The following is a 26,210-nucleotide window of genomic DNA, read 5'->3' as shown; positions in this document are numbered from 1 at the left end:
ACGTGGGGTTGGTTGGATCAGGAGGCCGGGACGAACCCAAGGGTTTTGTCCACGATGTTCTGCAGGGGTTCGCCCTGGCTGAACCGTCGCAGGTTGTCCACGAACAATTGCCCCAGATCGTCGAGATAGTCCTCGGTGTCACCGCTCATGTGGGGTGTGATGATGACGTTGTCCATGCTCCACAAAGGATGCCCCGCGGGAAGCGGCTCGGGATGGACTACGTCCAGTGCTGCACCGGCAATGGATCCGGAGGTCAGGGCTTCCACCAGCGCGTCCGTCTGAACCAGTTCCCCACGGCCCACATTGATGAGGTGTGCGGTGGATTTCATGGCGGAAATGACGTCAGCGTCCACAAGTCCCTTGGTGTCCGTGGTCAGTGGCGCCGCCAGGACGAGGTAGTCGACGTCGCCGACGATCCCGGCCAGGTCCCGGGAAGAATGGATGTGGTCGAACAGTTCATCTCCCGGACGGCTGCTTCGCCCGGCACCGCTGACCTGCAGGCCTACAGCACGGAACAGCGACGCGATTTCCCGCCCGATGGAACCAGTGCCCACCACCAAGGCACGCTGGCCTTGGATCTTACGGGTGACCCTGTGCTGCCAGCGCTGCTGCTGCTGAAGCCTGAGCGAGCCCTGCGAGTCTTTGGCTATGTCCAGGACGAAGCCCAGCGCGAATTCCGCAATGGCACGGCTCAGGACTCCACGGGAGTTCGTGTAGACCACATCGCTCTGGATGAGCTCGTCGAACAGGAGCTGGCTGACGCCCGCTGCTGTTACGTGGACCCACTTCAGCGATGACGCCGCGTCCCAGTTCTCCCGCAAGGCAGGGGAAAACGAATGCCACTGATACAGGACATCTGCACCGTCCATCGCTTCAGCCAGTCCCTCGGCCTTGGTCAGTCGGACCTCGGCCAGGGCTTCGATCTCCTCCAGCCGGGGCGGCAAAGCCTCCCGGTACAGCGCCGCGACAACAGGTCTCTTGCGCTCAGCGGAAACCGTCATGACGACGCCGGCGCTCCCGCAGACTTGGCTCCCGTGCCGTCCAGGATTGAGCCAACCACATCGATGACATCGATCGCTGCCAAAACAGCGGCAGTGAACTCCGACGTCGACGACGGGCCTCCAACGTCGCGGGTCCCGAGGCCCTCGCGCAACACTGCCTCGAAGGCCAGTTGCAGGTGTTCAGCAGCTTCCGGGTGACCCAGGTGCTGGAGCATCATTGCGCCGGACCACATCTGGCCCACCGGGTTCGCCAGTCCCTTGCCCGCGATGTCCGGAGCAGATCCGTGCACCGGCTCAAAGAGGGATGGGAAATCACCTTCGGGGTTCAGGTTCGCGCTGGGAGCCACACCGATGGAGCCGGTGACGGAGCTGCCCAAGTCCGAGAGGATGTCGCCCAGCAGGTTCGAGGCGACAATGACGTCCAGGGTCCAGGGCTTGAGAACCAGGTGCGCAGCCAAGGCGTCCACCAGTTCGCTGGTGAGCGTCACGTCAGGGTAGAGGCGGGTGGTTTCTTCCACTACCTCGTCCCAGAAAGGCATGGTGTGGATGATGCCGTTGCTCTTTGTGGCCGAGGTCAGGTGGCCCTTGCGGGAGGACGCGAGCGAGGCGGCGTAGTGCGCGGCCCGTGACACTCCCAAGCGTGTGAAGATGGTTTCCTGGACAGCGGTTTCGTGGGGCAGTCCGCGGTACATGCGTCCGCCCACCTCCGAGTATTCCCCTTCGTTGTTTTCACGCACGATGAGGATATCGATCGGTTCCTTGTTCGCCAGGGGCGACTTCACGCCGTCGAGCGTTTTTACCGGCCGCAGGTTGATGTACTGCTGGAATTCGCGGCGGATGGGAATCAACAACCCCCACAGCGATTCAGCGTCGGACACCTCCGGGGAGCCGACGGCCCCCAGGAAAATGGCGTCATGCTGCGCCAGCTGCTCCAGTCCGTCCACCGGCATCATGCGGCCGTGCTGGGCGTAGTAGTCAGATCCCCAGCCGAAGTGCGTGAACTTCAGGTTGATGGAGTGAATTTCAGCGATTCGCTCAAGGGTTTCGATGGCCGCGGGGACCACTTCCTTGCCGATGCCGTCGCCGGCGATGACCGCGATTTTGTGGGTAGTCATGATGCATTCCGTTCTGAGGTGCCCGTCAGCTGCTGCCAGCGGGTGGCGGGCTCCGCCAGTTTGATAATGGTGCTCTTGGGTTCGGTCATTTCGCGGACTGCGTGCTTGACGCCTTCACGGCCCACGCCGGACTTCTTGAACCCGCCAAAGGGCATGGAATCGATCCGGACGTCGCTTGTCTCGTTGATGACCACCGCCCCCACCTGCAGCTTGTCGGCAATTGCCAGGGCCAGGTCAATGGATTCAGTGAAGACACCGGCCTGGAGCCCGTATTCGGAGGCATTGGCCGCGTGGATGGCGTCAGAGATCTGGATGAAGGGCATGATGCTGACCACGGGGCCAAACACCTCTTCAACGATGAGGCGGGCGTCTGCCGGGACATCTGTCAGCACGGTTGGCTGGTAGAAGGCGCCGTGGCGCTGACCACCCACACGAACGGTGGCGCCCGCCGCTTTGGCTTCCTCCACCCATGCCTCCACTCGCCGGGCCTCCGCTTCTGTGATCAGCGGACCGATGTCGGTGTTGCGGTCCATCTTCGCTCCGACGCGGAGCGCGCGGGTTCCCGTGAGTACCTTTTCAAGGACTTCGTCGAACAGCGAAATGTGGACGTAAACGCGCTGGACAGACAGGCAGTTCTGGCCGGCCACGCCGAACGCCCCCGCGACAATTGCCTCAGCAGCGGTCGCCGGTTCAGCATCGGCGCAGACGATCGTAGCGTTGTTGCCGCCCAGTTCCGAAAGGATCTTCTTGGCTCCTGCGGCGGCAGCAATGCGGTCGGCCGTCGCTGGTCCACCGGTGAAGGAGATGAGGTCCACCTGGGGGTCGGTCACGATCGCCTCGGACACCCCGGGTCCGGACACGATCGCGGCAATGCGACCTGTCGGAACGCCGGCCTCCAGCAACAGCTGAACGAAAGCCAGCCCGGTCAGCGGCGTGCGGCCCGAGGGTTTAAGCACGACGCCGTTGCCTCCGATCAGCGCCGGGCCCAGCTTGTGTGCCACGAGGTTCAGCGGATCGTTGAATGGCGTGATGGCGGCGATGATGCCAACAGGCTTCCGGCTGTACCAGCCGATCTTGTTGGCTCCCGCCATGCTGTCCTCAAAGCCGAGAGTCTCCCCGACGAGTTCGCTCGAAGCTGCCGCCGAAAGCCGCAACGTCTCGATGCACCGGCGTACTTCGCGCTCGGCCTCGTTGATGGTCTTGCTGCTCTCGGCGGCGATGATCTCCGAAAACCGTACCGACTGCTCAGCCAGGAGCACTGCGGCCCGTTCCAAAGCCTCGCGGCGTTCCCGGAGAGGCCATTCATCGTCCAGGAGGTGGCGGTGAATGTGGGCAACCGCCCGGCGGACATCCTGTGGGGTTGAAGAACACACAGTGCCCAGCAGCACGCCGTCTTCAGGGTCCCGGACTTCCAGGATCCTGTCGGCGGTCTCCCAAAGGCCTTCGAGGAACGCGCCACCGGGAAGCGCCGCGACGCTTGCCCGCCTGTAGGCCGTTTCCTCAGCTGTTTTTAGGCGCGCTCCAGCGACGGTTGTTGATGAACTCATGGGAACCTTTACCTTGCCTGGCTAGCGGAATGTCTACTTGATACGGTCGATGATCTTCGCGGCTCCGCCAATGAAGGGCAGGAACCATGGCGGGCCGAAGTGGCCGGGAACCGGCGGGTTCTTCAGGTCTTCCCACACATTGGCCGACTTGTCGCCGGCCATGTAGTGGGCCATCCGCTTACCCATGTGGGCCGCCATCTGAACACCATGGCCGCTGTAGCAGAGGGAGTAGAAGAGGCCGTCATGCTGGCCGGCATGGACCATCTGGTCCATGGAGAGATCCACCAAGCCACCCCAGATGTAGTCCACCTTGGCCTTGGAGAGGTACGGGAAGAGCTCAGTCATGGCCTTGTGCAGGATTTCGGCGCTCTTGACGTCCGAATCCGGGCTGGACAAAGCGAATCGGGCCCGGCCACCAAACAGCAGCCTGTTGTCCGGCGTGATCCTGAAGTAGTACGTCAGCATCTTGCTGTCAGAGGCCTGGCGCCTGTTGGGCAGGATACGGTTCACTACCTCTTCGGACAGAGGCTCCGTGCAGATGATGAAGCTGCCCACCGGGATCACGCGACGCTGCAGCCACGGGGTGATGTTGCCCGTGTAGCCGCTGGTGGCGACCAGGACCTGCTTGGCCCGGGTAATCCCCCGGGTGGTGTGCACATCGTGCACGGTCCCCGAGACCTTGTTCAGCTCGGTGACCGATGCGTTCTCGCAGATGGCAGCGCCGTTGTCGGCTGCCACCTTCGCCAGGCCGTGCACGAACTTGCCTACGTGGAGACCCGCACCCAGCGGATCCATCATGGCCCCCTGGTAGAAGTCCGTGCCGATTTCGCTGTGGATCTCGGACTTGGGGATGACCTTCACGTGGTGATCAACCAGGTTGGCGAGCAGCTCCTGGGACTTCAGGAAGCCGTCGTAGTGGGACTTGTGGAACGCGAGGGAGAGCTTGCCGAAACGCTTGAAGTCGCAGTCGATGCCATTGTCGTGCACCAGCTTCTCGATGGTTTCGATGGCGTCGTTGTATTCGCGGAACATCTCAACCGCACGGGGAGCCCCGTAGCGCTTGACTGCCGTGCTGAAGCCAATGGCCAAACCGGTCGTAGCCATTCCCCCGTTACGGCCCGAAGCACCCCAGCCAACAGCGTGGCGTTCGAAAACGGCCACGCTGGCGCCTTGCTTGGCGAATTCAAGGGCTGCTGACAGCCCGGTAAAACCGGCACCGATAATCGCAACATCAACGTTCTCCGGGACCGGAGTGCGGCGGTAATCGCCGGAAGGCTCTGCAGTATCGAGCCAGTAGGGAACAAGTTTCACGGTATGACCTTTCGCTTGGAAGTCGGCTTAGAGACCGAGGTGCTTGTTGAGCTCGTCCAAGGACTTAACGGTGTTGAGGTCGTAGCCCTCGCCAATGGGGTCATAGCCACGGTCCAGCATCCAGAGGTTACGGAAGCCCATGTCGTGCATCGGGTGCATGTCGTACCGGGTGTGCGAGGAGACGTGCAGGAAGTCCTCCGGCTTGGCGTTCAGGGTATCGAGCATGTACTCGAAGGCCTGGTAGCGGGGCTTGTAGGCCTGGGCCTGCTCAGCGGTGAACACGGCGTGGAAGTCCGCACCGAGCTTCGGGATGCTGATATCCAGGAAACTGTCGTCCGCGTTGGACAACGCCACCAACTGGTAGTTGTCGCCCATGAGCTTCAGCGGGGCCGGCACGTCCTCGTGGGCAACCCAGCCGCGGACAGCGTCAGCGAACGCTGCGCCGGCACCTTCGGTGGGCCCAATGCCCCAGCGCTTGCACACCCGGTCAAAGGAGTCCTGAAGGATCGCCTCATACGGCTTGTAGTCACCCAGGACCTCGTCGAAGCGGTAGCCACGGAACTGCTTCTTGAACGTAGGCCACTGCTCTTCGGAGATGCGTCCATCAAGCAGCCGCCGGGTGGTGGGATCGATGTCGAAGTTGATCAGCGTGCCGTAGACATCGAAGGAGATGTACTTCGGCCGGAAGTTGGTCTCTGCCATGGGGTTTCCGTTCTTTTCGGGAGATGGAAGGGGGCTGGCCCCGCGTATGTGGAGGTATCGAAAGAGGCGAACTGAACCGCGAAATCGTGCCTGGCGGGCTGGAAGGTTCTTGCCCGATGATTCGACTCTAGGCCGCCAAATTGTAAATTGTCAACAGTTTCTGGAGTCGTAATTAGAACCATTCTCATACAGGGAGAGCGCGAAAAAAGTTTCTGTCAATTGTTGACAATCTACTGTTGAGGGGGTTGCATTGCATTAGATGACGGAGAGATCCGGATCACATTGCAACCTAGAACTTCTCCCTCCCCAGTGACCGACTCCCTCGAAGGGAAGCACCATGAAGATTCGTAACAAGGCCCAGACTGCAGCCGCAGGACTTGCCGTACTGCTCGCACTGAGCGCTTGCGGTGGAACAGCCAACAGCAGCGATTCACCGGACAGCAGCAAGACCTCAAACACTACAGACATCTCCGAGGGCGTCCAGCCTGACGAGAAGGCCGTGAGCCTCCTGCCGGCATCCTATAAGGACAAGGGCGAGCTGACCGTCGCAATGGACCTGCACTACCCGCCGACGACGTTCCTCGCCGAGGACAACTCGACGGCGATCGGCCTGAACCCGGACATCGCCCGCCTGGTAGCCAAGAAGCTGGGCCTGAAGCTGAAGTTCCAGGACACAAAGTTTGACACGATCGTCCCCGGCCTGGACGGCGGCCGCTACGACTTCACCGCCACGACGATGTCCAAGACCGATGAGCGGTTGAAGGTCCTGGACATGATCGACTACTTCAAGGCCGGCAACTCAGTGGCCGTAGCCGCGGGTAACCCGCTGAAGCTCACGAATGAGACGCTGTGCGGTAAGAACATTGCCGTTACCCAGGGCTCGACCGGCCAGCTCAAGCGCCTCCCGGCCCTTAACGAGCAGACCTGCACCTCCAAGGGACAGCCAGCGATCAACGCCGTGACGCTGCCCAACGTCCAGGAAGCCCTGACCCAACTGGCGTCCAAGCGCATCGACGGTATCTTCTACGACACAACCTCCCTCGCATGGGCCGAGAAGCAGCAGCCGAAAGCCTTCACCATCCTGACCCCCCAGGTTAACGTTGGCTCCAGCGACCTCACCGCTATCGGCGTCAAAAAGGGATCTGCCCTGACTCCCGCCCTCCAGGCCGCCATCCAGTCGGTCCTGAACAGCCCGGAGTACAAGAAGTCCCTCGCCAACTGGGGCCTTGAGTCCGGTGCCATCACGGATGCGAAACTCAACTAGGAGAGGTGCTCCCATGGTGCAAACCATCAGTAACGGAAGCAAACCGACAATGAACGGCATTGATCCGGCACTCAAGCCCCGTCTTCGTCGCAGAAGCACTTTTGAATACGTCGCCTGGGTGCTTTCCATCCTGCTTGGCGCGGGCATCCTCTTCTCGGTCTCCACCAACCCCAACTTCAAGTGGGACGTCGTGGCCAAGTACTTCACCCACGAATCGATCCTCCGCGGGCTGATGCTCACCATCTTCCTTACGGTGGCAAGCATGGCCTTGGGCACCCTCCTGGGCCTGGTCATCGCGATCATGAGGTCCTCCAGCGTCAAGCCGATTGCGGCCACGGCGGGCGCTTTCATCACCCTGTTCCGTGGTACCCCGGTCCTGGTCCAGTTGATCTTCTGGTTCAACATCTCGGCCTTGTACCCGAACCTGAGCATCGGGATCCCGTTTACCGACATCGGTACCGCGATCGACACGAATGCACTCATGGGTCCGATCACCGCAGCCTTGGTTGGCCTGACGTTGAACGAAGCCGCGTACATGGCAGAAATCATCCGCGGCGGGTTCTCCTCGGTGGGCAAGGGACAAATCGAAGCCGCGGACTCCCTGGGAATGAGCGCAGCTACCAAGATGCGCAAGATCATCATTCCCCAGGCCATGCCCTCCATCATTCCGGCCACCGGCAACCAGGTCATCGGAATGTTCAAGGAAACATCCTTGGTCAGCGTCCTGGGTGTTGCGGAACTTCTCCAGAGCGCCCAGCTCATCTACGCACGTACTTACGAGACCATCCCGCTGCTGATCGTGGCGAGCCTCTGGTACCTGGTGATGACGCTGCTGCTGAGCTACCCGCAGTCCAAGCTCGAACAGAAATACTCCCATACCTCCGCCCGGGTCCCCCGCAAGGCCAGGAAGGTTGTATTGACCGCACCGGAAGGCATCGCACGATGAGCAACGACGGCACGATCCTCGCCCGCCGAATTCGTAAGTCCTTTGGGCACAAGACCGTTCTCCACGATATCGACCTCGATATTGCCAGCGGTGAAATCTGCTGCATCATCGGACCCAGCGGCTCCGGAAAGTCCACACTGTTGCGCTGCATCAACGGCCTGGAGACCGTGGACTCCGGAATCCTGAAAGTCAACGGCGACGATTTCGGGTACTACGAGACCGACAACGCCTACCACGCGCTGCCCCCTAAGAAGCTTGCCCAGCAACGTACACGGGTAGGCATGGTCTTCCAGCAGTTCAACTTGTTCCCGAACATGACCGCCCGCGAGAATGTCATGTCCGGCCCGGTGCTCGTCAAGGGTGCCGACAAGAAGGAATCGTCCAAGCGCGCCCAGGAACTGCTCACCAGCGTGGGCCTCGGCGCTTTCGGTGACCGCTACCCGGCCGAACTTTCCGGCGGGCAGCAGCAACGCGTTGCCATCGCCCGGTCTTTGGCCATGGATCCGGAAATCATCCTGTTCGACGAACCCACCAGCGCCCTTGACCCCGAAAAGGTAGGGGAAGTCCTTGGCGTCATGCAGGACCTCGCCAAGAAGGGCATGACCATGGTGGTAGTCACCCACGAGATGGGCTTCGCCCGCGAAGTGGCCGATTCCCTGATCTTCATGGACGAGGGCTTCGTGGTGGAACGTGGAGATGCCCGGGAGATCCTGAAAAACCCCAAGGAAGCACGCACCCAGGCGTTCCTGAAGCAGGTGCTGTAAGCGATGGACGGAAAACTCGCCGTCATCGGCCTGGGCAGCATCGGAAGCATGGCACTCTGGCAGGCCTCACGACTGTCCGATTCCGTGGTCGGATTCGAGGCACACGCCCCGGGCCATGGCAGGAGTGCCGTGGGTGGCGACACCCGGCTTTTCCGGATGCTTTACAGGGGAAGGCCGGACTACTACCCCATCCTGGAACGCTCCCGGGATCTCTGGGCCGAGCTCGAAGCAGAAACGGGACAGGACATCCTCACCCGCTGTGGCGGACTCTCCATTGGCACTGTTGATGGACCGTACATTCCCAAGCTGTTGGAAACTACCCGGATCAACGGTGCGAGCCACCAGATCCTCAGCCGCGAGGAAATGGCCGAACGCTACCCGCAGCACAATCTCCGGGCTGACGATGTCGCCGTTTACGATCCCTTCGGAGGCGCACTTCGCACGGATCGGGCAGTTACCGCTGCGGTTGCAGCCGCACAGGCCAACGGGGCAACGGTCCTCAGCAATACTCCCGTCAGCAGCATCACCGAAACCAACGACGGCGTTGTCGTCACCTCGGGCGAACAGTCCTGGACTTTCGAACGGGTGATCATCGCCTCCGGTGGGTGGTCCCAGCAGCTCATGCCCGATTACCTGAAGGCGCACACGGAAACCCGCAGGATTTTCCTGAGCTGGTTCGTCGCCCGCGACGCAACCCAGTTCACCCCGGAAAAGTTCCCCATCTTCATCAGGATTTCCGGCGATCGCTCCATGTATGGGGCGCCGGCGGTGGACAGCGTCACTGTGAAAGCCACACTCGATGGCCGTGGGGCACCAACCCCGGCCGCAGACTCAGTGCCCAGGGACCTTACCGAAGCGGAGATTGCGGAAACCATTGAGACGGTGACCGAATTCTTCCCCGGCTTGGTTCCCAGCATCGTCCGGTCGGATGCCTTCCCGGATCTGTTCACCCCGGATTCGCAGCCTCTCCTGGGCTTCTTCACTGAGTCAGGGAGGATCTACTCCGCCACAGGTTTCTCCGGCGCCGGCTTCAAGATGGCTTCCGGCTACGGCCAGATTGCTGCCAACGAGGCGCTGGGCAAGGGTGGTTTTGACGGCCTGGACTTCGTCCGTCCACAGAGGTTCAAGAACTAGCAACCACAACGCGATTCGCGGGCTAACGACCCGCGAATTCGCGTATTGTTGACAATCTACAATTACTAAGAAAGTATGAAGCCATGGCAACACTTAGCCCCATCCTGAAGCAGGCCACTCCGGTGGTCGTGGACTATGCGTCCGGTAGTTGGATCCACGCCACAGACGGCAAGAAGTACCTGGATTTCACCACCGGAATCGGCGTCACCAGCACCGGACACTGCCACCCCGACGTGGTGGCCGCAGCCCGCGAACAGGTGGGCAAGATTGTCCATGCCCAGTACACCACCGTGATGCACAAGCCCCTCTTGGAACTCACGGAACTCCTGGGTGGCGTCCTGCCGCAGGGCCTGGACAGCGTCTTCTACGCAACCTCCGGCTCCGAAGCAGTGGAGGCCTCCATCCGCTTGGCCCGCATGGCAACCGGACGGCCCAACATCATCTCCTTCCAGGGTGGATTCCACGGGCGCACCGTAGCAGCAGCCTCCCTGACTACCGCGGGAACCAAGTTCCGCTCCGGGTTCTCCCCCATCATGGGCGGCGTCCACGTTGCCCCGTTCCCGCACTGGTACCGGTACGGCTGGGACGAAGCCACCGCCGTCGACTTTGCCCTGAAGGAACTCGACCACCTTCTGATGACCATCAGCGCCCCCAGCGATACCGCCGGCTTCATCATCGAACCCGTTCTGGGCGATGGCGGGTACATCCCCACCCCTGTCGCATTCCTCCAAGGCCTGCGTGAGCGCGCCGACAAGCACGGCATCGTGCTCATCCTGGACGAGGTCCAGGCGGGAGTCGGCCGCACCGGCAAGTTCTGGGGACACGACTGGGCAGGAATCAGCCCCGACGTCGTGATCACCGCCAAGGGACTTGCCAGTGGCTTCCCCATCTCCGCAATCGCCGCCTCCGCCGATTTGATGGGCAAGGCGTGGCCCGGTTCCCAGGGCGGAACCTATGGCGGAAACGCAGTCGCGGCAGCAGCCGGCGTCGCAACTTTGGGTGTGATCCGGCGGGAGAACCTCGTGGAGAACGCCTTGCTGCGCGGTGACGAACTGCGGGCAGGACTGGACAATCTGCAAACGGAATTCGCGGGAATCGGCAATGTGCGTGGCCGCGGCCTGATGCAGGGCGTCGAATTCACCGCCGCCGACAACACCCCGGACGCGGCAACCGCCCTCGCCGTCCAACAGGCCGCCATCAAGGAAGAGCTCCTGCTCCTCACGTGCGGTCCGCACGGCAACGTCATTCGCCTCATCCCCGCCCTGAATGTCAGCAGCGATGAAATTCAGCAAGGCCTGTCCAAGTTCACGCAGGCGCTCAAGACGGCCACCTCCTAGTCCCCCCTGATCACTGAAAGAGCGACCATGACCACCTCCTTTGATCCCACCACCATCCCAACGGACCTGTTCATTGACGGAACGTGGCAGAAGGCAGCCAGTGGTGCCACCTTCGCCGTTGAGAACCCTGCTACGAACGAAGTGATTGCCCACGTGGCCGATGGCGGTCCTGAAGACGCTGCCTTGGCTATTCAGGCGGCGGGTCGCGCACAGGCAGAGTGGAGCAAATCCACTCCACGTCAGCGGGCCGATATCCTTCGACGCGCTTTTGAACTGGTGATCGCCAACACGGACCGGCTCGCCGCGATCATGACCGCGGAGATGGGCAAGCCCCTCGCAGAAGCGAGGGGCGAGGTGGCCTACGGCGCCGAAATGCTCCGCTGGTTCTCCGAAGAAGCAGTCCGCATTGGCGGTGACAGTGCCTCCTCCGTTGATGGAAATACCCGTATCCTCATCACCAAGGAACCGGTGGGTCCCTCGGTCCTGGTTACTCCGTGGAACTTCCCGCTCGCCATGGGTGCCCGCAAGATCGCCCCGGCCGTTGCTGCCGGCTGCACCATGGTGTTCAAACCTGCTGAGCTGACACCGTTGACCTCGCTTGCCTTGGTCGCCCTGTTCAAGGAAGCCGGTCTTCCCGACGGCGTGCTGAATGTTGTGACAACATCCACCGCCTCCACGGTGGTTCGGACCTGGACTGACAGTGGCATTGCCCGCAAGATCAGCTTCACCGGTTCAACCGAAGTGGGCAAGGTCCTGCTGAAGCAGGCGGCCGACAACGTGATGCGCTCCTCCATGGAACTCGGCGGTAACGCCCCGTTCATCGTCCTGGCCGATGCAGACATCGAAAAGGCCGTGGACGGTGCCATGAAGGCCAAGATGCGGAACATGGGCGAGGCTTGCACGGCAGCAAACCGCTTCTTCGTCCACCGCTCCGTCGTAGAGGAATTTGGCGAGAAGTTCTCCAAAAAGATGTCAGAATTGCAGGTAGGCAACGGCGCTGTTGCTGGCACCGACGTCGGGCCCCTCATTGAGCAGAAGGGCCTGGAAAAGGTTGAAAGCCTCGTTGCAGATGCGGTCTCCAAGGGAGCACGTGTGCTGACCGGCGGAAGCCGTCCGGAAGGTCCCGGCTATTTCTACACCCCCACCGTCCTGGTGGATGTGCCCACGGACGCCGCACTGATGAGCACGGAAATCTTCGGCCCGGTCGCAGCAATCACCGCGTTCGACAGTGAGGACGAAGTTCTCCGCCTGGCCAACGATACTGAGTGGGGCCTGGTGGGGTACGTGTTCACAGAGAGCATGGACAAGGCCCTGAGGTTCTCCGCGGAACTGGAAGTCGGAATGGTCGGCCTGAACACCGGCCTGGTTTCCAACCCCGCGGCACCGTTCGGCGGCGTCAAGCAATCCGGACTCGGCCGCGAGGGCGGAAAAATTGGAATCGAAGAATTCCTGGAGTACAAGTACACCGCAATAGCGGTCTAACAGTTTCAAATTGCCGAAGCATGGAATGAGGGGATGTCAATGGCGGCACCGGAGGGAATGTTCGTATTGGAAGGCCGGCCCACGGCACAGCTGATCGCTGACCAGCTGCGTGAGCTCATTGTCCAAGGGGCCTTCCGCCCTGGGCAGCAGGTCAATGAATCCGCCTTGGCCAGCCAGCTGAGCACTTCACGGGGTCCGCTCCGCGAGGCTCTCCAGCGGCTGTGCCAGGAGGGGATCCTGGTGAGCAAGCGCAACCGGGGCGTCTTCGTGCTGGAACTTTCCACGCAGGATGTCAAGGAGATCTACGCTGTCCGTGAAGCCGTGGAGCTGGCTGCAGCCAGCACCCTTTTGGACTCGGACGCAGAGCAGGTGGCGGACACCTGCCGGGAGCTCAAGGGCATCATCCGGAACATGGCCAAGCAGGTTGCGGCCTCGGACTGGCAGGCCATTGCCCGCCTCGACATGCAATTCCACACCGCCTTTGTTTCAGGCACTGGAAACACGCGGCTGATACGCATTTATGAGACTCTCGCTGCCGAATCCAGGATGTGCATCTTGAGCCTGGAGGTGGCATACCCCCGCATTGACGTGCTTGTGCAGGAGCACCAGCAGATCCTGGACCTCCTTGAGGCCCGTGACCGTAGCGGACTTCAGCAGGCCATCAAACGCCATATGCAGAAGGCCGTGGAGGACCTCACTGCCAGCCCGGAAGTAACGGGAATTACTGCTTAGGAAAGTCTCCATACAGGAAGGGCCCGGTTCACTTGAACCGGGCCCTTCCTGTATGGAGTTAGTTTGTGGGAACGTCCGTGACAACCCACATCTTCCGCAGCGTCTCGTGGATGGTCCAGGTGCCCGTCCACCCTGCCGGAGTAACGAACAACGTTCCGGGACCGATGTCGAAGCTGGTTCCGTCTTCTTCAGTGATGGTCCCCTTGCCACTGAGGATCTGGCAGATCTCGTCGTAACCCGGGCGGGTGCTCTTGAACACGCCCGGGGTGACCTCCCAGATGCCCGTCTTGTGGTTGTCGCGGGCCCACAAACGGAACGAGACCTCAGTCTGGCCCGGCGTGCTGGTGGTTGCTTTGGGGATGTGCTCCCCCGGGTCCTGCGTTGTTGCGTCGCTCATGACAGTGGCCTTGATCATGGATTCTCCTTCTGGGGCTGCGCCCTTTTGAACGTGCCTGCCGTCTTTGGAAAGCACAGTTTCCATCCTAGCAATTGTCAACAATCGACGATAGGCTTGAAGGAGAAAATATTCACCGGACGCCCTGCCACCGATGCCAGCCCCGTCACCAAGGAGAACATTCCCCATGAAACTCATCTGGAAAAGCAGCCTGGAAAGTACTCCTGCCGCGTGCAGCGCGCAAAGCCGGAGGATATCGCTCTGGAACTCCCTGGAAGCCGGAGACGTAGTTTCCCTCAGCCTGCGCGGCTTTGAGTACCACAGGGGCACCGTGGACGATCGGACTGCGGACGGACAAACGATCTGGGTAATAGACCGCATCGGCGAACGGCGGCTTTTCCACATCGATGATGACTACGATCTGCTGGTCGCCTCCCAAGGCTGACAGCTACCAAGGCCCTAGCCCCGGCAGGCCGGCAAGAGTACCGTCGAGGTGACGATGCAGCAGGACAGCCGGGAGCCCGGGACAGGGACCGGCCGTCCCTGGTTCTTAGAGGAGCCTTTTCAGTGGCCGGATGGAATGCAGATACAGCAGCCGGACCCCTCGGCGCCGGGACTGTCACCTTGGTGGAAGGCACGTCCTTCTGCATCTCCCTGCCCAACGGGGACATTCACCCGGACCATCCCCACGGCATGTTTTTCCAGGACACCCGGGTGCTGTCATATTGGGTCCTCACTATCAACGGCCAGTCGCTGGAGCCCCTGACCGCCCAGACGAAAGAGCCCTACAGGGCAGCCTTTGCCGGCCGCGTGACACGGTCTGACGGGTATGCGGATACGCCGCTGATCGTGGAGCGCTTACGGGAAGTAGGCGTGGGAATGGTGGAGCATGTGACCATCCGCAACCATTCGATGGAACCCGTGGAATGTTTGGTCGAATTCGCAGTGGGCTCGGACTTCGCGGACGTTTTCGAAGTCAAGGAAGCGCGGGTCCAGAGGCAGTGGGAGGAGTCCCGCGAGTACCACCACAACACACTCACCATCCGCTCCCGGTGGCAGGATGTCCGGAAGTCCGTCGTCGTAAGTTCCGATGTTGCCGAGGCGACCCGCGAGGGCCTCAGGTACCGGACCACCATCCCTCCACGCGGGCACTGGAGCGCCGTGGTCACCATTGCTCCCGGAACTGAGGGAGGGGCGCCTGCGGCGCCTGTGGTGCGTCCCGCCGTCGGCGAGTTGTCACGCAGCGATCAGCGTCGCCAGGAATGGGTGGCCAAAATTCCCGTGTTGCACATGGGCAACCACTCCATCGAGAGGACGCTGCGGCGCAGTTATGACGATCTTGGCGCCCTCCGCATTGAAGACCCCACGCACCCGGACAGGGTGGTTGTGGCGGCCGGAGCGCCGTGGTTCATGACGCTGTTTGGCCGTGACTCGCTCTGGGCTTCGGAGATGGCCATGCCCGTTGATCCGTCGCTTGCCCTGGGCACACTGCAAACGCTGGCTGACCGACAGGGCAAGGTGGTGGATCCCATCAGCGAGGAAGAGCCCGGGAAGATCCTGCATGAGGTCAGGCTTGACGTCTCCAGCGGCCTGTCGCTCGGCGGCAAATCCGTTTACTACGGCAGCATCGATGCCACTCCGCTGTTCGTGGTGTTGCTGGGTTCGGTCAGCCGGTGGGGGTTCGCCAAGGACACCATTGCGGCCTTGCTGCCCAACGCGGACAGGGCCCTGGACTGGATCCGGGACTATGGCGACAGGGACGGCGATGGATTCGTCGAGTATCAGCGGCTCAATGACCGCGGACTGATCAACCAGGGTTGGAAGGACTCGTGGGACGGCATCAATTTTGCGGACGGGCGCCTCGCGGAGCCACCTATCGCCCTCTGCGAGGTTCAGGCGTACGTCTATGACGCGTACATGGCACGGGCGTGGATAGCGTACGACGCCGGTGACGCACCTTTGGCGGGGGAACTCGCCGATCGGGCGGCGGAGTTGAAAGTCCGGTTCAACGAGCAATTCTGGATGCCGGACCGCGGCTATTACGCCATTGCTTTGGACGGCAAGAAAAGGCAGGTTGACGCGTGCGCCTCCAACATGGGGCACTGCCTGTGGGTGGGGTTGGTGGACGAGGACAAGGCGCCACTGGTGGCCGAACGGCTGATGTCTCCCGCGATGTTCAGCGGCTGGGGAGTTCGTACCCTCGGAACCGACATGGGCGCCTACAACCCGGCCAGCTACCACAACGGTTCTGTGTGGCCGCACGATAACGCCGTGATTGCCGCCGGTCTTATGCGTTACGGATTCGTGGAAGAGGCCCAACGAATTTCCACAGCCTTGCTCGAAGCGGCCGACTACTCCGAGGGTCGCCTGCCGGAGCTGTTCTGTGGCTTCAGCAGGGAGCAATACAGCGAGCCCGTTCCGTACCCCACCGCGTGCTCGCCGCAGGCGTGGGCAGCCACTTCGCCCATCCAACTGGTCACCAGCCTGATGAGGTACGACGCCCATGTTTCACGTGGCGGGTTCTGGATGGATCCCCAACTGCCGGCGTCCTACGGCGACCTGCATATCACCAACGCGCCCATGGGTGGCGGACGGGTAACCATCGATATAGCGGATTCTGTTCCCACCGTGCAAGGGCTTCCGGAAGGGATGGTCTTCCATAGAGGACACCGGCCCTGGTTGACCGAACTTGTGCAGCAAGCCGGCCTCCGGAAGGAGGGCTGATTACCTACGAAGTTGCCATCAAATCGGCTGCAGGGCGGGCGGCTGTTTCGCCCATGATGCCGGCTGTTTCGCGCATGATCCAGAGAGCTGGAGTCCCGTGCAGGGCAGGCATCACCTCGCCCTTGGTAATGAGACGCGTGGCCCTCGGATCTCCCGCAACTGACCACCATCCGGTCTTTGGGCAGTGGTGCCCGGTGCGCGATGTTTCAACGAGCTCTGGAGCCAGGGTAGCGGGGCGTCGCTTCTTCATGGGAGGTCCTTCACGCAAGGGGGCTTCGGCGGATGCTTGGCCCGGGTTTCAGGTGATGAACCAAGCGTAGCAATTGTCAACAATTGACGATAGTACCTAGCGAGAGGAATTTCAGGCATGGCCGAACGAACAGTTTCGGACCTCATCGTGGAACGCCTTCAAGCGTGGGGCGTGGACAGGGTCTTCGGATACAGCGGCGACGGCATCAACGGTTTCATGGGCGCGCTCCGCAGAGCACAGGATGCGGTGGAATTCGTGCAGGCAAGGCACGAAGAAGCAGCCGCCTTCATGGCCGTGGGGCACGGAAAATACACCGGCGGCGTCGGGGTGGTGACTTCGACGCAAGGTCCTGGCGCTATCCACCTGCTCAACGGACTGTACGACGCCAAAATGGACGGCGTTCCAGTGGTGGCGATCATCGGCCAGCAAAGTACCACCGTCCTGGGCTCGGCCTACATGCAGGAAATTGACCTGCTGACAGTGTTTAAGGACGTTGCGGCACAATTTGCACAGCTCGCCAGCTCCCCGGAACAGGTTCCCATGCTCTTGGATCGCGCGTTCCGAACAGCGCTGGAGACGAAGTCCCCGTGCGTCGTGATCATCCCCCACGACATCCAGTCCGCCGAGGCACCCGATCTCGAACATGAGCACGGAATCGTTGTCACCGCCCCTGTATGGCACCCCGCACGGGTGATGCCGCGGGAGGAAGACCTGGATGCCGCCGTCGAGATCCTTTCCAAAAGTGAGCGGGTGGCGTTCCTGGTGGGCCAGGGAGCCCGCGGTGCCCGGACCGAGGTCCAGGCGCTGGCCGAAAAGCTGCAGGCCGGCATCACCACCAGCCTGCTGGGAAAGCCGCACGTCGACGAGACGCTGCCCTTCGCTGCCGGCACCATGGGTCACCTCGGCACCCCTGCCAGTGCCTACGTCCTGAACAACTGCGACACACTGCTGATCATCGGCTCCAACGATCCCTGGACGGAGTTCTACCCCGAACCTGGAACTGCCAAAGCTGTCCAGATCGACATTGATGGCCGGAAGGTTGCCAACCGTTACCCCGTGGAGGTTGGGGTTGTGGGCGATGCGGCCGCGTGCCTGGCGGAACTCACCCAGCGGCTCGATCAGCAGCCCAACCAGCCGGAAAGTGCGCGTACCCAGTGGCGTTCCGACGTCGAAACCCAGGTCCGCGCCTGGCGTCATCTCTCGGAGGAACGCGCCAACATACCGGCAGATCCCGTGAACCCGGAACTCGTGGTCCGCGAACTCAACGGCAGGCTTCCGGACAACGCACAGTTGAGTATCGACGTCGGCAGTTGCGTTTACTGGTACGCCCGCCAGCTGATCCTCCCGCCGGGAGTCCCGGCCCATCTGAGCGGCACGCTCGCCAGCATGGGCTGTGCGATTCCCTACGGTCTGGCTGCCAAGCTTGCCTACCCGGACCGGCCCCTGGTGGCACTCGCCGGGGATGGAGGGATGCAGATGCTGGGCATCGCGGAGCTGATCACCGTGGCGCATCGGTGGCGCAACTGGGCCGATCCCCGGTTCGTGGTGTGCGTTTTCAACAACCGCGACCTTGCTGAGGTCTCCTGGGAGCAGCGTGAAAATGAGGCTGAACCGCGGTTCAATGCCAGCCAGGAGATCCCGGACTTTCCTTACGCCGCCTATGCGGAGCTGCTGGGCCTGGCCGGAATACGCGTGGAGGACCCGGCCAAGCTCGGCGACGCGTGGGATTACGCGTTCTCGCTGGACCGCCCTGCAGTCCTGGAGGTCCTGACAGACCCGGACATCCCGCTGCTTCCGCCCTTCCCTGCCGGGGAAAAGAAGCTCGAAGACATGCGGTCCGCGTTGGCAGAAGAAGGCGCCGACGGCGAGCGGGCCCGGAAGCTACTGGACAGCTATGCGGAGGCGGAGGTCAAATGAACATCCAGCAGTGGTGGACGCAGTTGAGTCCCATGACCCGTGAATGGTTGATAAATAACAACGGCGCCGCCGTGCCCCCGGAAATCGTTGCCGAGATCGCGGGGGCCGGCGGACCACAACCGGCTGATTCATGGTGGGTCGCCGAGGAGGACGGTCCGGGACTGCAGATGCCGGACGAAGCCATCGATTGGATCGAGGCCATCGCCAACGGAGAAACGCCCGAACAGTCCTGACCTGTGCTTAGAGGTTCTCCACCAAAGAGACGTCGCGGACGGCGCCCTTGTCCGCCGACAGTGCCATGGCGGCGTAGGCACGCAGCGCGGGAGACACCTGGCGGTCGCGGTTCTTCGGCTTGTAACCGCCGTTGACTTCGAGTTTTTCACGGCGTTCGGCAAGGATCTCGTCCGAGACCTGCAGCTGGAGGGAGCGCTGCGTGATGTCGATGCTGATGATGTCGCCATTCTCCACCAAAGCGATGGCGCCGCCGGAGGCAGCCTCCGGCGAGATGTGCCCGATCGACAGGCCGGAGGTGCCGCCGGAGAAGCGGCCGTCCGTGATGAGGGCGCATTTCTTGCCCAGGCCACGACCCTTGAGGAACGACGTCGGGTAGAGCATTTCCTGCATGCCCGGGCCGCCCCTGGGACCTTCGTAGCGGATGACCACAACGTCGCCTTCCTTGATGGTCTTGTTCAGGATCATTTCCACGGCGTCGTCCTGTGACTCGCACACAACTGCCGGGCCTTCGAAGGTCCAGATGGACTCGTCCACGCCTGCGGTCTTCACCACGGCACCGTCCACTGCTACGTTGCCGCGCAGCACAGCCAGGCCGCCGTCCTTGGAGTAGGCGTGCTCCACCGAACGGATGCAGCCGCCCTCCGCATCGGTGTCCAGGGAGGTCCACTGGTTCGACTGCGAGAAAGCTGTGGAGGAGCGGACACCACCGGGAGCGGCGTGCCATAGTGCCTGCGCCTCCTCGGTGGCCTTGCCGCCGCGGATGTCCCAGTCGTCCAGCCAGCCGTCCAGGTCATCAGAGTGCACGGAGTGGACGTTCTTGTGCAGGAGGCCGCCGCGGTTCAGCTCACCCAGGAGTGCGGGGATGCCACCGGCGCGGTGTACGTCCTCCATGTAATAGGTCTTGTCTCCGGCGACGTTCGGGGCCACCTTGGCCAGGCAGGGCACTTGGCGGGACTTGGCGTCCATCTCTTCCAAGCCATAGTCCACCCCCGCCTCCTGGGCCGCGGCCAGCAGGTGCAGGATCGTGTTGGTGGAGCCGCCCATGGAGATGTCCAGGGCCATGGCGTTGTCAAAGGCCTCGGCGGTGGCGATGGAGCGCGGCAGTACGGAGTGGTCGTCGCCGTCGTAATAGCGCTTCACGAGTTCGACGATTGTGGTGCCGGCCTTCTCGTACAGCGCCTTGCGGGCGGTGTGGGTTGCAAGGACGGAGCCGTTGCCGGGCAGGGCCAGGCCGATGGCCTCGGCGAGGCAGTTCATGGAGTTGGCGGTAAACATGCCCGAGCAGGAACCGCAGGTGGGGCAGGCGTTCTCTTCGATGAGGTTGATGTCTTCATCGGAGATGGATTCGTCCACGGCGTCGGCAATCGCGTTCACCAGGTCCAGGGAGCGCACGGACCCGTCTGTCAGCGTCACGCGGCCGGCCTCCATGGGACCGCCGGAAACGAACACCACGGGGATGTTCAGGCGCAGGGCCGCCATGAGCATGCCCGGGGTGATCTTGTCGCAGTTGGAGATGCAGACCAGTGCGTCGGCGCAGTGGGCGTTGACCATGTACTCAACGGAGTCCGCGATCAGGTCGCGGGACGGCAGGGAGTAGAGCATGCCGGAGTGACCCATGGCGATGCCGTCATCCACGGCGATGGTGTTGAATTCGCGCGGCACTGCGCCGGCGGCGAGGATCGCGTCAGAGACGATCCGGCCCACAGGAGCAAGGTGGGTGTGGCCGGGAACGAACTCGGTGAAACTGTTGGCGACGGCGATGATCGGCTTACCGATGTCCGTGTTGGCGACGCCGGAGGCGCGCAGCAGTGCGCGGGCGCCGGCCATGTTGCGGCCGTGAGTGACTGTTCTGGAGCGAAGTGCAGGCATGTGTACCATCCTGCTGTTGTTCTACGGCGGGTGGAAGACGGTGCTGCTACTAGTAGTGAAAGTACCAGAGTAATAGTGTTGGGTCCGTGAAAGATGAGAGACGCAAGGAACTGGGACTCTTCCTCAGGACCCGCCGAAACCAAGCCCTGCGTTCTGACTATGGACTTCCTCCAGTGGGGCGGAGCCGGGAGCGGGGCCTCCGCCGGGAAGAGATCGCGTTCCTGTCCGGAGTCAGCGTCACTTGGTACACCTGGCTTGAGCAAGGCCGGGATATCAGCCCTTCCCGGCAGGTGCTCGAGGCCGTAGCCCGCACGCTGCATCTATCCGACACCGGGCTCAGCTACGTTCTGTCGTTAGGCGGCTATTCGTCCGCCATGCCAAAGGGGCCCGTTGCAGCTGATGCTCCCCCGCACGTACAACGGCTACTGGAGGCCTTGGATCCCAACCCTGCCTATGCACTTTCGCCGGACTGGGGAGTTGCTGGCTGGAACAAGGCCTACGAGGCCCTGTACCCGAACATAGGGACGTTCGACGCCTCGGACAGGAACCTGTTGTGGCTCGTCTTCACGGATCCCTACGTCCGCGATCTGCTCCCGGATTGGGACGTGACCAGCAAGCGGTTCCTTGCCGAGTTCAGGGCCGAAACGGGTCAGCGCCTTGGCGATCCTGATGTTGAGTTCCAAGTTGAACGGCTCAAGCAAGCCAGCCCGGAGTTCCAGGAAAGCTGGGACCGCTACGACATCCTGGGCTTCGAGTCCCGTGAACGTCTCTTCCATCATCCGGCGGTGGGTGTGCTGCAGATGGAGCACCACCAGGTCTCGCCGTCGGATAGGCCGGATCTCCATATCGTGGTCTACACACCGGCGCTTGGGAGCAACGCAGGCGAGCAGATGCAGCGGCTGATGGGGAAGGGAAACTAGCGACTATGTTGCTTGGCAACACTGGCGCTTCGTCGATGTTGCAACACGCGTTGCTACCTATTAAGTGTGTCTAATAATCAGAACGTGACGCAGAATCCACTAAATATTTGCCGCTTTATGAGCATCTCACTAATCGGCATACCGCGTCACAGAAGCTGTTAATTAATAAACTCATCTAGGTATTGACAATAATCACACAAACCCTTGAGACTAATCCCACGACCGGCATCTCCGGCTCGAGGACAGCGAGGGGACGCTTGCCTCAATCCAAGCTCCACATCCTCATCAGTAATAATTCATGGCGATCTTTCTCTGGAAGACGTGTGCGGAAATGTGATGCGCTAACAGGTCATTGATCAATCCGGCACTCCATAGAACACATCCCGCATGGATAACCCATGAGAGGCAATTATGACTACACCACTGAAAAGGTCCTTTATAGCAGTTGTTATCACGGCACTCTTGGCCATCGCGCCGGCGACCAGCGCCCATGCGGCGACACCAATCTTCGGGCATCGATACCAAAACGGTGTTGGAAGTATCGGCGCATGGTTAAACTACGGATCGGGCGTTGGCAACTGGGAATGGGCTATTTCAAGTGCGACGAATAATTGGATGTATCCAGGATGGAATAATCCGGTCTACATCCACTTCGTCACCAGCAACCTTGGTTCCACCCTCGATTTCCACCAAAATAACGACGCGTACTTCGGCGGCGGAATGATCACGTTGGCACGGACAAGCTTCTTCTCCAGCACCGGAGGAACCGTCAACCCTTCTTCATCGAACTGGACGTATGCAGAAGTGCACATAAACAACAATGTCTACGCTTCATCGAGTACGTCGAATGAGGCAGCCATTGGGACAACCGTTCATGAGATAGGCCACGCCTTCGGGCTTGCCCATTACAACGGCAACCCTTTCAGCATTATGTGCCAGACGGCGTATGGAAGAACTGTACAAAGAGTTGCAGCTATTGATAACGACGCTGTCAACAGCCTGTACTAGGAAAGCCAGGATCCTCCGCAATGGCAGGTTCGGCAATAACTGATGCTTCGGATTCTGCTAGTTGTCATCCACAGTCAAAGGGGAAGAACTACCTAATGAACAAGTTAAGACTATCGTTGGCGTCTGCTGGGCTAGCGTTAATGATCGGCCTCACGTCTTGCGCATCCGAAGTACCGAAGCGCGAGCAAGAACTAAATCAGCAGTCTGGAGTGACTGCATCGATAAAACCGAATGATGCATATGCCAATATCCCGCTTGACCAAATTCAGGAGGCGGGGTCGGACATTGATTTCCTCTGGGATCCACGGGATCCATTTTACGGATATAATAAATATCCGATCGTAGCGCGAGTTTATATCGAATCCATCGATGGCGGGCGCACATTCAGTCCTGTCTCAAACCAAAGCGTCTTCCCGCAGACTGTTGGCAAGATGACGATTCGCGAAGTTTATAAAGGTGACCTCAAGCCAGGTGCTCAGGTAACATATTCCCGAGTCGGCGGAACCGTAACCTACGATGATTACTGGAGCAGCCTCAATCAGGCGCAAAAGGACAAGATACTCGGCTTGAATCACGGCGAGAAGCCAAGCGACACGAAGTATGTTCAAGCAAAGATCACGGACGACATCGATGTTGAGGTGGGCAAAGAATACATTGCGCTCCTCCTACCGCAGTCTTCCAGTGATGGAAAACTGCACGAATATTTCATAACCGGATACCAGTACGGTCTCAGAGAAGCTAAAGGTTCCGGTAACGCTACAACGGTCCTCAACAACGAGATGCATACGTGGGAGAGTCTCGGCAGCTTCGTAAAGTTGCCCTAGCTTTCAGTTGAATCAGACGCGGGCCGCAACGCCCGCGTCTGGAAGACTCCACTGGCAGCTTTTCCATCACCCGGCAGTGGGCGTGCTGCAACTGGAGCACCACCAGGTCTCGCCGTCAGATAGGCCCGATCTCCACATCGTGGTCTACACACCGGCGCTTGGGAGCAAACAGGCGAGCAGATGCAGCGGCTGATGGGCAGTGGCCAGTAGCAAAGGCACTGGCCAGAAGCTACGCCCCAGACCAGGCTGTTTCATCCGGAGTAGCCAGCGTCAGCACGGCCTCCTCCACGGTTTCATGGTCCTCCAGCTCACGCTCGATCCGGCGCAAGGCAACTGCTACTTGGTGTTCCGGGTGGTCACCCTGCAGGTCGACGGCGGCCACGACGTAAAGCTTGCGCGGGCCGACAAACTCCACGTGGAGGTAGGTGAGCCGGGCAATGTCCCTGTGTTCGAGCACACGCCGGGCAATGGAACGTTCAATGTCCGGCGTTACACCTTGGCCCACCAGGAAGCGCCGGTTGCGGTCGATCAGCACAACGGCAACAACCGCCAGCAGAACACCGACGACGATCGAGCCCACGGCGTCCGGCACAGCCGAACCCGTGATCTGGTGCAGGAACACGCCGGCAAATGCAACCACCAAGCCGATCAGTGCAGCAGCATCCTCTGCGAACACGGCGCGCAAGGTGGGATCAGAGCTGATCAGGACCTGCTTCAGGGTGTTCCGTTCCAGCTGTTGGGCCATCTTCCTGGTCTGGCGGAAGGCCTGGACAAAGGAGACTCCTTCCAGGACAAAGGCCACGGCCAGCACCACGTATGCCACCAGGAAGTCCGAAGCCGGCTCTGGCGTGATGATCTGCTGGATGCCATGCATTATGGACACCACTGCGCCAGCGGTGAAGAGTCCGAAAGCGGCAAACATGGACCAGACATACGCTTCCCGGCCATAACCCATCGGATGGCTGTCGTCCCTAGGGCGCCGGGAGCGCCGTTCCGCTACGAAGAGGAATACCTGGTTGCCGGTGTCCGCCCAGGAATGCGCGGCTTCGGCGGTCATGGAAGCAGATCCGGTGATGATGGCAGCCAGCGATTTGGCCGCCGCAACGAGGGCGTTCGCCGCAAACGCAATGGCAACGGTCAGCAGTGTGGAGCCGGGTTTATCGCGCTTCTCGGATGCCGCCATAGAGATACCGTACCCAACTGGAGGCCCGTCAAGCGGCACTTCAGACACGCCAAGCCGCGCAACTCCCCGCGTAACAAGTTGCCCCACTCTGTGAGCCATGCCATATTCATTCCATGATCAGCCTGTTGGACAGCTGGACTGCTGGACAAACCAAAGTCGTAAGGGTCGGTGCCGCCGAGGCAGTGCTTGCCACCCTGAGGGCTGCCATTGAAGACGGCAGCCTTCCAGTAGGTTCGCGCCTGGATTCGGAAGCCACGTTGGCGCAGCAGTTCGGCGTCAGCAGGACCATGGTGCGCGAGGCCCTGAAGTCTTCAAATGCCTTGGGCCTGACCGTAACCCGGACGGGCAAGGGCACTTTCGTCATCGCCGACAAAGTTGGCCAGGACCTGAAACTGGGCAAGTACTCGGCACGCGAACTCCTGCAGGCACGGCCTCACATTGAAGTGCCGGCCGCCAGCTTGGCCGCGGAACACCGCAGCCAGCAGGATGTCGAATCACTGCGGGAAATCCTGCTGGCCATGGATAAAGAAGACGATCTGGAACAGTGGGTCATCCTCAATTCCGAGTTCCACGCGATCATCGCCCGCAGCAGTGGCAATGGCGTCTTCGCATCGATGCTTTCCGATATCGATGAGGCCATGGCCAATCAGTCCAGCACCTTGAACCAGGTAGTGGACCGGAGGAAGGAATCCGGACTTGAGCACGCGGCCATTTTCGAAGCCATCGAAAACGGCTCGGCTGAGGATGCCGGGATCGCCATGATGCGGCACCTTCATGGCGTAGAAGGATCGCTTGGGGCTGTCCTACCGGTTTCGGCGCCCTAAAGCCCGCGATCGGACAACACAGCCCACCACACCATTCGGATGGATTCAACGACGAATCCGCCCCGTCTCATTGCGCCCCACTGGGTGCCCAACCATAGGAAATGATGACAAAAAAGTCGACCGCTTGGACACGGCCATGACAACGACTTCCATCAAAGCCCCAACCCGAACCACCAGCAAGACCCGAACCCAACTCACCAGAAGCCAAATCCTCAACTACCTTGCTCGCAATGGCGCAAGCAAAGTATCAGACATCACCCACGGCGTCACAGCCTGCAAAGATACCGTCAAGGCCCGCCTCTCCGAACTGGAGGAAGAAGGATCCATCCGGGCCAACGTTCCTGCCGATATCCGCGGAAGAACCACGCCGTACTACTCGCTCACCACAGCCGGCCTTCCGCCGGAGACGCCAAAAACAGTCATCACGGTGCACATCAAACACGCTGCTGACGGCCGGTTGACGCTGGCATTCGACGACTACCCGGGGCTCACCGCTACAGCCCGGAGCTTCATCGATATACCGGCCGCTGCCCGCAACGCCGCGTCACGTTACACCGGCCACCCTGAGGACAGCTTCGCAGTCCACATCCGCTTCTGAAACAACGACGGCGGTACGCGCCTTCCGCGAGGTACGTGTCATGGGTGCGTACCGCCGTCGTGCATCATCTCCGGCGCCGTTCCGCCCCAGTTGACACATCAAAGCCATGGCATTGCGCCGTGGGAGAGCG

At 61.1% G+C, this 26,210-nt stretch carries 26 protein-coding genes; 17 read left to right on the top strand and 9 right to left on the bottom strand.

Annotated features, from left to right (window positions below):
- Nucleotides 1-17 precede the first annotated feature (17 nt).
- From AC1DD7_RS16510 to AC1DD7_RS16490, 5 genes are read right to left on the bottom strand one after another with little or no spacing between them, the layout of a single operon-like run.
- Complete coding sequence (locus AC1DD7_RS16510; RefSeq protein ID WP_477515824.1) at nt 18-1,001, bottom strand: D-2-hydroxyacid dehydrogenase; 984 nt, start codon at nt 999-1,001, stop codon at nt 18-20.
- A complete protein-coding gene (locus AC1DD7_RS16505) occupies nt 998-2,116 on the bottom strand; it encodes a tartrate dehydrogenase (RefSeq protein ID WP_477515823.1) in 1,119 nt (372 codons plus the stop codon). The genes AC1DD7_RS16510 and AC1DD7_RS16505 overlap by 4 nt, the downstream gene beginning before the upstream one ends.
- Entirely contained in the window at nt 2,113-3,663 is a 1,551-nt protein-coding gene (locus AC1DD7_RS16500; RefSeq protein WP_477515822.1) for an aldehyde dehydrogenase family protein, read from the bottom strand. Before AC1DD7_RS16500 ends, AC1DD7_RS16505 begins: the two co-directional genes overlap by 4 nt.
- A 33-nt stretch (nt 3,664-3,696) precedes the next feature.
- Nucleotides 3,697-4,974: an NAD(P)/FAD-dependent oxidoreductase gene (locus AC1DD7_RS16495; protein WP_477515821.1), complete on the bottom strand. Its 1,278-nt coding sequence runs from the start codon at nt 4,972-4,974 to the stop codon at nt 3,697-3,699.
- Between the two features lie 27 nt (nt 4,975-5,001).
- A complete protein-coding gene (locus AC1DD7_RS16490) occupies nt 5,002-5,676 on the bottom strand; it encodes a haloacid dehalogenase type II (protein WP_477515820.1) in 675 nt (224 codons plus the stop codon).
- Nucleotides 5,677-6,013: 337 nt separating this feature from the next.
- On the opposite strand from AC1DD7_RS16490, the gene AC1DD7_RS16485 reads away from it, so the two are divergent.
- The 7 genes from AC1DD7_RS16485 (at nt 6,014) to AC1DD7_RS16455 (ending at nt 13,335) form a co-directional block, all read left to right on the top strand.
- A complete protein-coding gene (locus AC1DD7_RS16485) occupies nt 6,014-6,940 on the top strand; it encodes an ABC transporter substrate-binding protein (RefSeq protein ID WP_477515819.1) in 927 nt (308 codons plus the stop codon).
- Nucleotides 6,941-6,953: 13 nt separating this feature from the next.
- Entirely contained in the window at nt 6,954-7,886 is a 933-nt protein-coding gene (locus tag AC1DD7_RS16480; RefSeq protein ID WP_477515818.1) for an amino acid ABC transporter permease, read from the top strand.
- Entirely contained in the window at nt 7,883-8,650 is a 768-nt protein-coding gene (locus AC1DD7_RS16475; RefSeq protein WP_223935463.1) for an amino acid ABC transporter ATP-binding protein, read from the top strand. Before AC1DD7_RS16480 ends, AC1DD7_RS16475 begins: the two co-directional genes overlap by 4 nt.
- A gap of 3 nt (nt 8,651-8,653) precedes the next feature.
- The gene (locus tag AC1DD7_RS16470; RefSeq protein ID WP_477515817.1) at nt 8,654-9,784 is read left to right on the top strand and encodes an FAD-dependent oxidoreductase; all 1,131 of its coding nucleotides are present in this window, start codon (nt 8,654-8,656) and stop codon (nt 9,782-9,784) included.
- Nucleotides 9,785-9,867: 83 nt separating this feature from the next.
- Nucleotides 9,868-11,121: an aspartate aminotransferase family protein gene (locus AC1DD7_RS16465; protein WP_223947640.1), complete on the top strand. Its 1,254-nt coding sequence runs from the start codon at nt 9,868-9,870 to the stop codon at nt 11,119-11,121.
- Between the two features lie 27 nt (nt 11,122-11,148).
- Entirely contained in the window at nt 11,149-12,603 is a 1,455-nt protein-coding gene (locus tag AC1DD7_RS16460; protein ID WP_477515816.1) for an NAD-dependent succinate-semialdehyde dehydrogenase, read from the top strand.
- Between the two features lie 39 nt (nt 12,604-12,642).
- Nucleotides 12,643-13,335, top strand: a complete 693-nt coding sequence (locus tag AC1DD7_RS16455; RefSeq protein WP_477515815.1) for a GntR family transcriptional regulator — start codon at nt 12,643-12,645, stop codon at nt 13,333-13,335.
- Nucleotides 13,336-13,393: 58 nt separating this feature from the next.
- On the opposite strand, the gene AC1DD7_RS16450 is transcribed toward AC1DD7_RS16455, so the two are convergent.
- On the bottom strand, nt 13,394-13,750 hold the full coding sequence (locus AC1DD7_RS16450) for a cupin domain-containing protein (protein ID WP_223947637.1): 357 nt from the start codon (nt 13,748-13,750) through the stop codon (nt 13,394-13,396).
- Nucleotides 13,751-13,916: 166 nt separating this feature from the next.
- Between AC1DD7_RS16450 and AC1DD7_RS16445 the strand changes: the two genes are divergently transcribed.
- Together AC1DD7_RS16445 and AC1DD7_RS16440 are read left to right on the top strand one after the other, a co-directional pair.
- On the top strand, nt 13,917-14,174 hold the full coding sequence (locus AC1DD7_RS16445; protein ID WP_224094845.1) for a hypothetical protein: 258 nt from the start codon (nt 13,917-13,919) through the stop codon (nt 14,172-14,174).
- Nucleotides 14,175-14,296: 122 nt separating this feature from the next.
- Complete coding sequence (locus AC1DD7_RS16440; RefSeq protein ID WP_477515814.1) at nt 14,297-16,453, top strand: amylo-alpha-1,6-glucosidase; 2,157 nt, start codon at nt 14,297-14,299, stop codon at nt 16,451-16,453.
- Between the two features lie 4 nt (nt 16,454-16,457).
- Here the strand turns inward: AC1DD7_RS16440 and AC1DD7_RS16435 are convergent, their stop codons facing one another.
- Complete coding sequence (locus tag AC1DD7_RS16435; RefSeq protein WP_431117604.1) at nt 16,458-16,703, bottom strand: hypothetical protein; 246 nt, start codon at nt 16,701-16,703, stop codon at nt 16,458-16,460.
- Nucleotides 16,704-16,820: 117 nt separating this feature from the next.
- Here AC1DD7_RS16435 and AC1DD7_RS16430 point away from each other — a divergent pair, with 117 nt between their 5' ends.
- Entirely contained in the window at nt 16,821-18,620 is a 1,800-nt protein-coding gene (locus AC1DD7_RS16430; RefSeq protein WP_477515813.1) for a thiamine pyrophosphate-requiring protein, read from the top strand.
- Nucleotides 18,617-18,853: a hypothetical protein gene (locus tag AC1DD7_RS16425; protein WP_442016366.1), complete on the top strand. Its 237-nt coding sequence runs from the start codon at nt 18,617-18,619 to the stop codon at nt 18,851-18,853. The genes AC1DD7_RS16430 and AC1DD7_RS16425 overlap by 4 nt, the downstream gene beginning before the upstream one ends.
- A 7-nt stretch (nt 18,854-18,860) precedes the next feature.
- Here AC1DD7_RS16425 and ilvD read toward each other — a convergent pair whose 3' ends face one another.
- Nucleotides 18,861-20,723, bottom strand: a complete 1,863-nt coding sequence (ilvD, locus tag AC1DD7_RS16420; protein ID WP_477515812.1) for a dihydroxy-acid dehydratase — start codon at nt 20,721-20,723, stop codon at nt 18,861-18,863.
- An 86-nt stretch (nt 20,724-20,809) separates the two neighbouring features.
- Here ilvD and AC1DD7_RS16415 point away from each other — a divergent pair, with 86 nt between their 5' ends.
- The 4 genes from AC1DD7_RS16415 (at nt 20,810) to AC1DD7_RS16400 (ending at nt 23,668) form a co-directional block, all read left to right on the top strand.
- Nucleotides 20,810-21,643, top strand: coding sequence for a helix-turn-helix transcriptional regulator (locus AC1DD7_RS16415; RefSeq protein WP_442016364.1), 834 nt, complete (start codon nt 20,810-20,812; stop codon nt 21,641-21,643).
- Nucleotides 21,644-22,054: 411 nt separating this feature from the next.
- Nucleotides 22,055-22,651 carry a matrixin family metalloprotease gene (locus AC1DD7_RS16410; protein WP_442016363.1) on the top strand — a complete coding sequence of 199 codons (597 nt, stop codon included), beginning with the start codon at nt 22,055-22,057 and terminating at the stop codon, nt 22,649-22,651.
- Nucleotides 22,652-22,860: 209 nt separating this feature from the next.
- On the top strand, nt 22,861-23,475 hold the full coding sequence (locus AC1DD7_RS16405) for a hypothetical protein (RefSeq protein WP_477515811.1): 615 nt from the start codon (nt 22,861-22,863) through the stop codon (nt 23,473-23,475).
- Nucleotides 23,476-23,551: 76 nt separating this feature from the next.
- On the top strand, nt 23,552-23,668 hold the full coding sequence (locus AC1DD7_RS16400; protein WP_442016443.1) for a hypothetical protein: 117 nt from the start codon (nt 23,552-23,554) through the stop codon (nt 23,666-23,668).
- 36 nt (nt 23,669-23,704) lie between these two features.
- On the opposite strand, the gene AC1DD7_RS16395 is transcribed toward AC1DD7_RS16400, so the two are convergent.
- Nucleotides 23,705-24,658, bottom strand: coding sequence for a cation diffusion facilitator family transporter (locus AC1DD7_RS16395; protein ID WP_477515810.1), 954 nt, complete (start codon nt 24,656-24,658; stop codon nt 23,705-23,707).
- Between the two features lie 116 nt (nt 24,659-24,774).
- Between AC1DD7_RS16395 and AC1DD7_RS16390 the strand changes: the two genes are divergently transcribed.
- Both AC1DD7_RS16390 and AC1DD7_RS16385 read left to right on the top strand, forming a co-directional pair.
- Nucleotides 24,775-25,482 carry a FadR/GntR family transcriptional regulator gene (locus AC1DD7_RS16390; protein WP_431120094.1) on the top strand — a complete coding sequence of 236 codons (708 nt, stop codon included), beginning with the start codon at nt 24,775-24,777 and terminating at the stop codon, nt 25,480-25,482.
- A 136-nt stretch (nt 25,483-25,618) separates the two neighbouring features.
- A complete protein-coding gene (locus AC1DD7_RS16385) occupies nt 25,619-26,080 on the top strand; it encodes a helix-turn-helix domain-containing protein (RefSeq protein WP_442016360.1) in 462 nt (153 codons plus the stop codon).
- Nucleotides 26,081-26,210: the final 130 nt, after the last annotated feature.

The sequence above is a fragment of the Paenarthrobacter sp. 10L412 genome (assembly GCF_056395565.1).
Note: the sequence above shows the minus strand (reverse complement) of the source record. Positions and strands in the feature narration are given on the sequence as shown.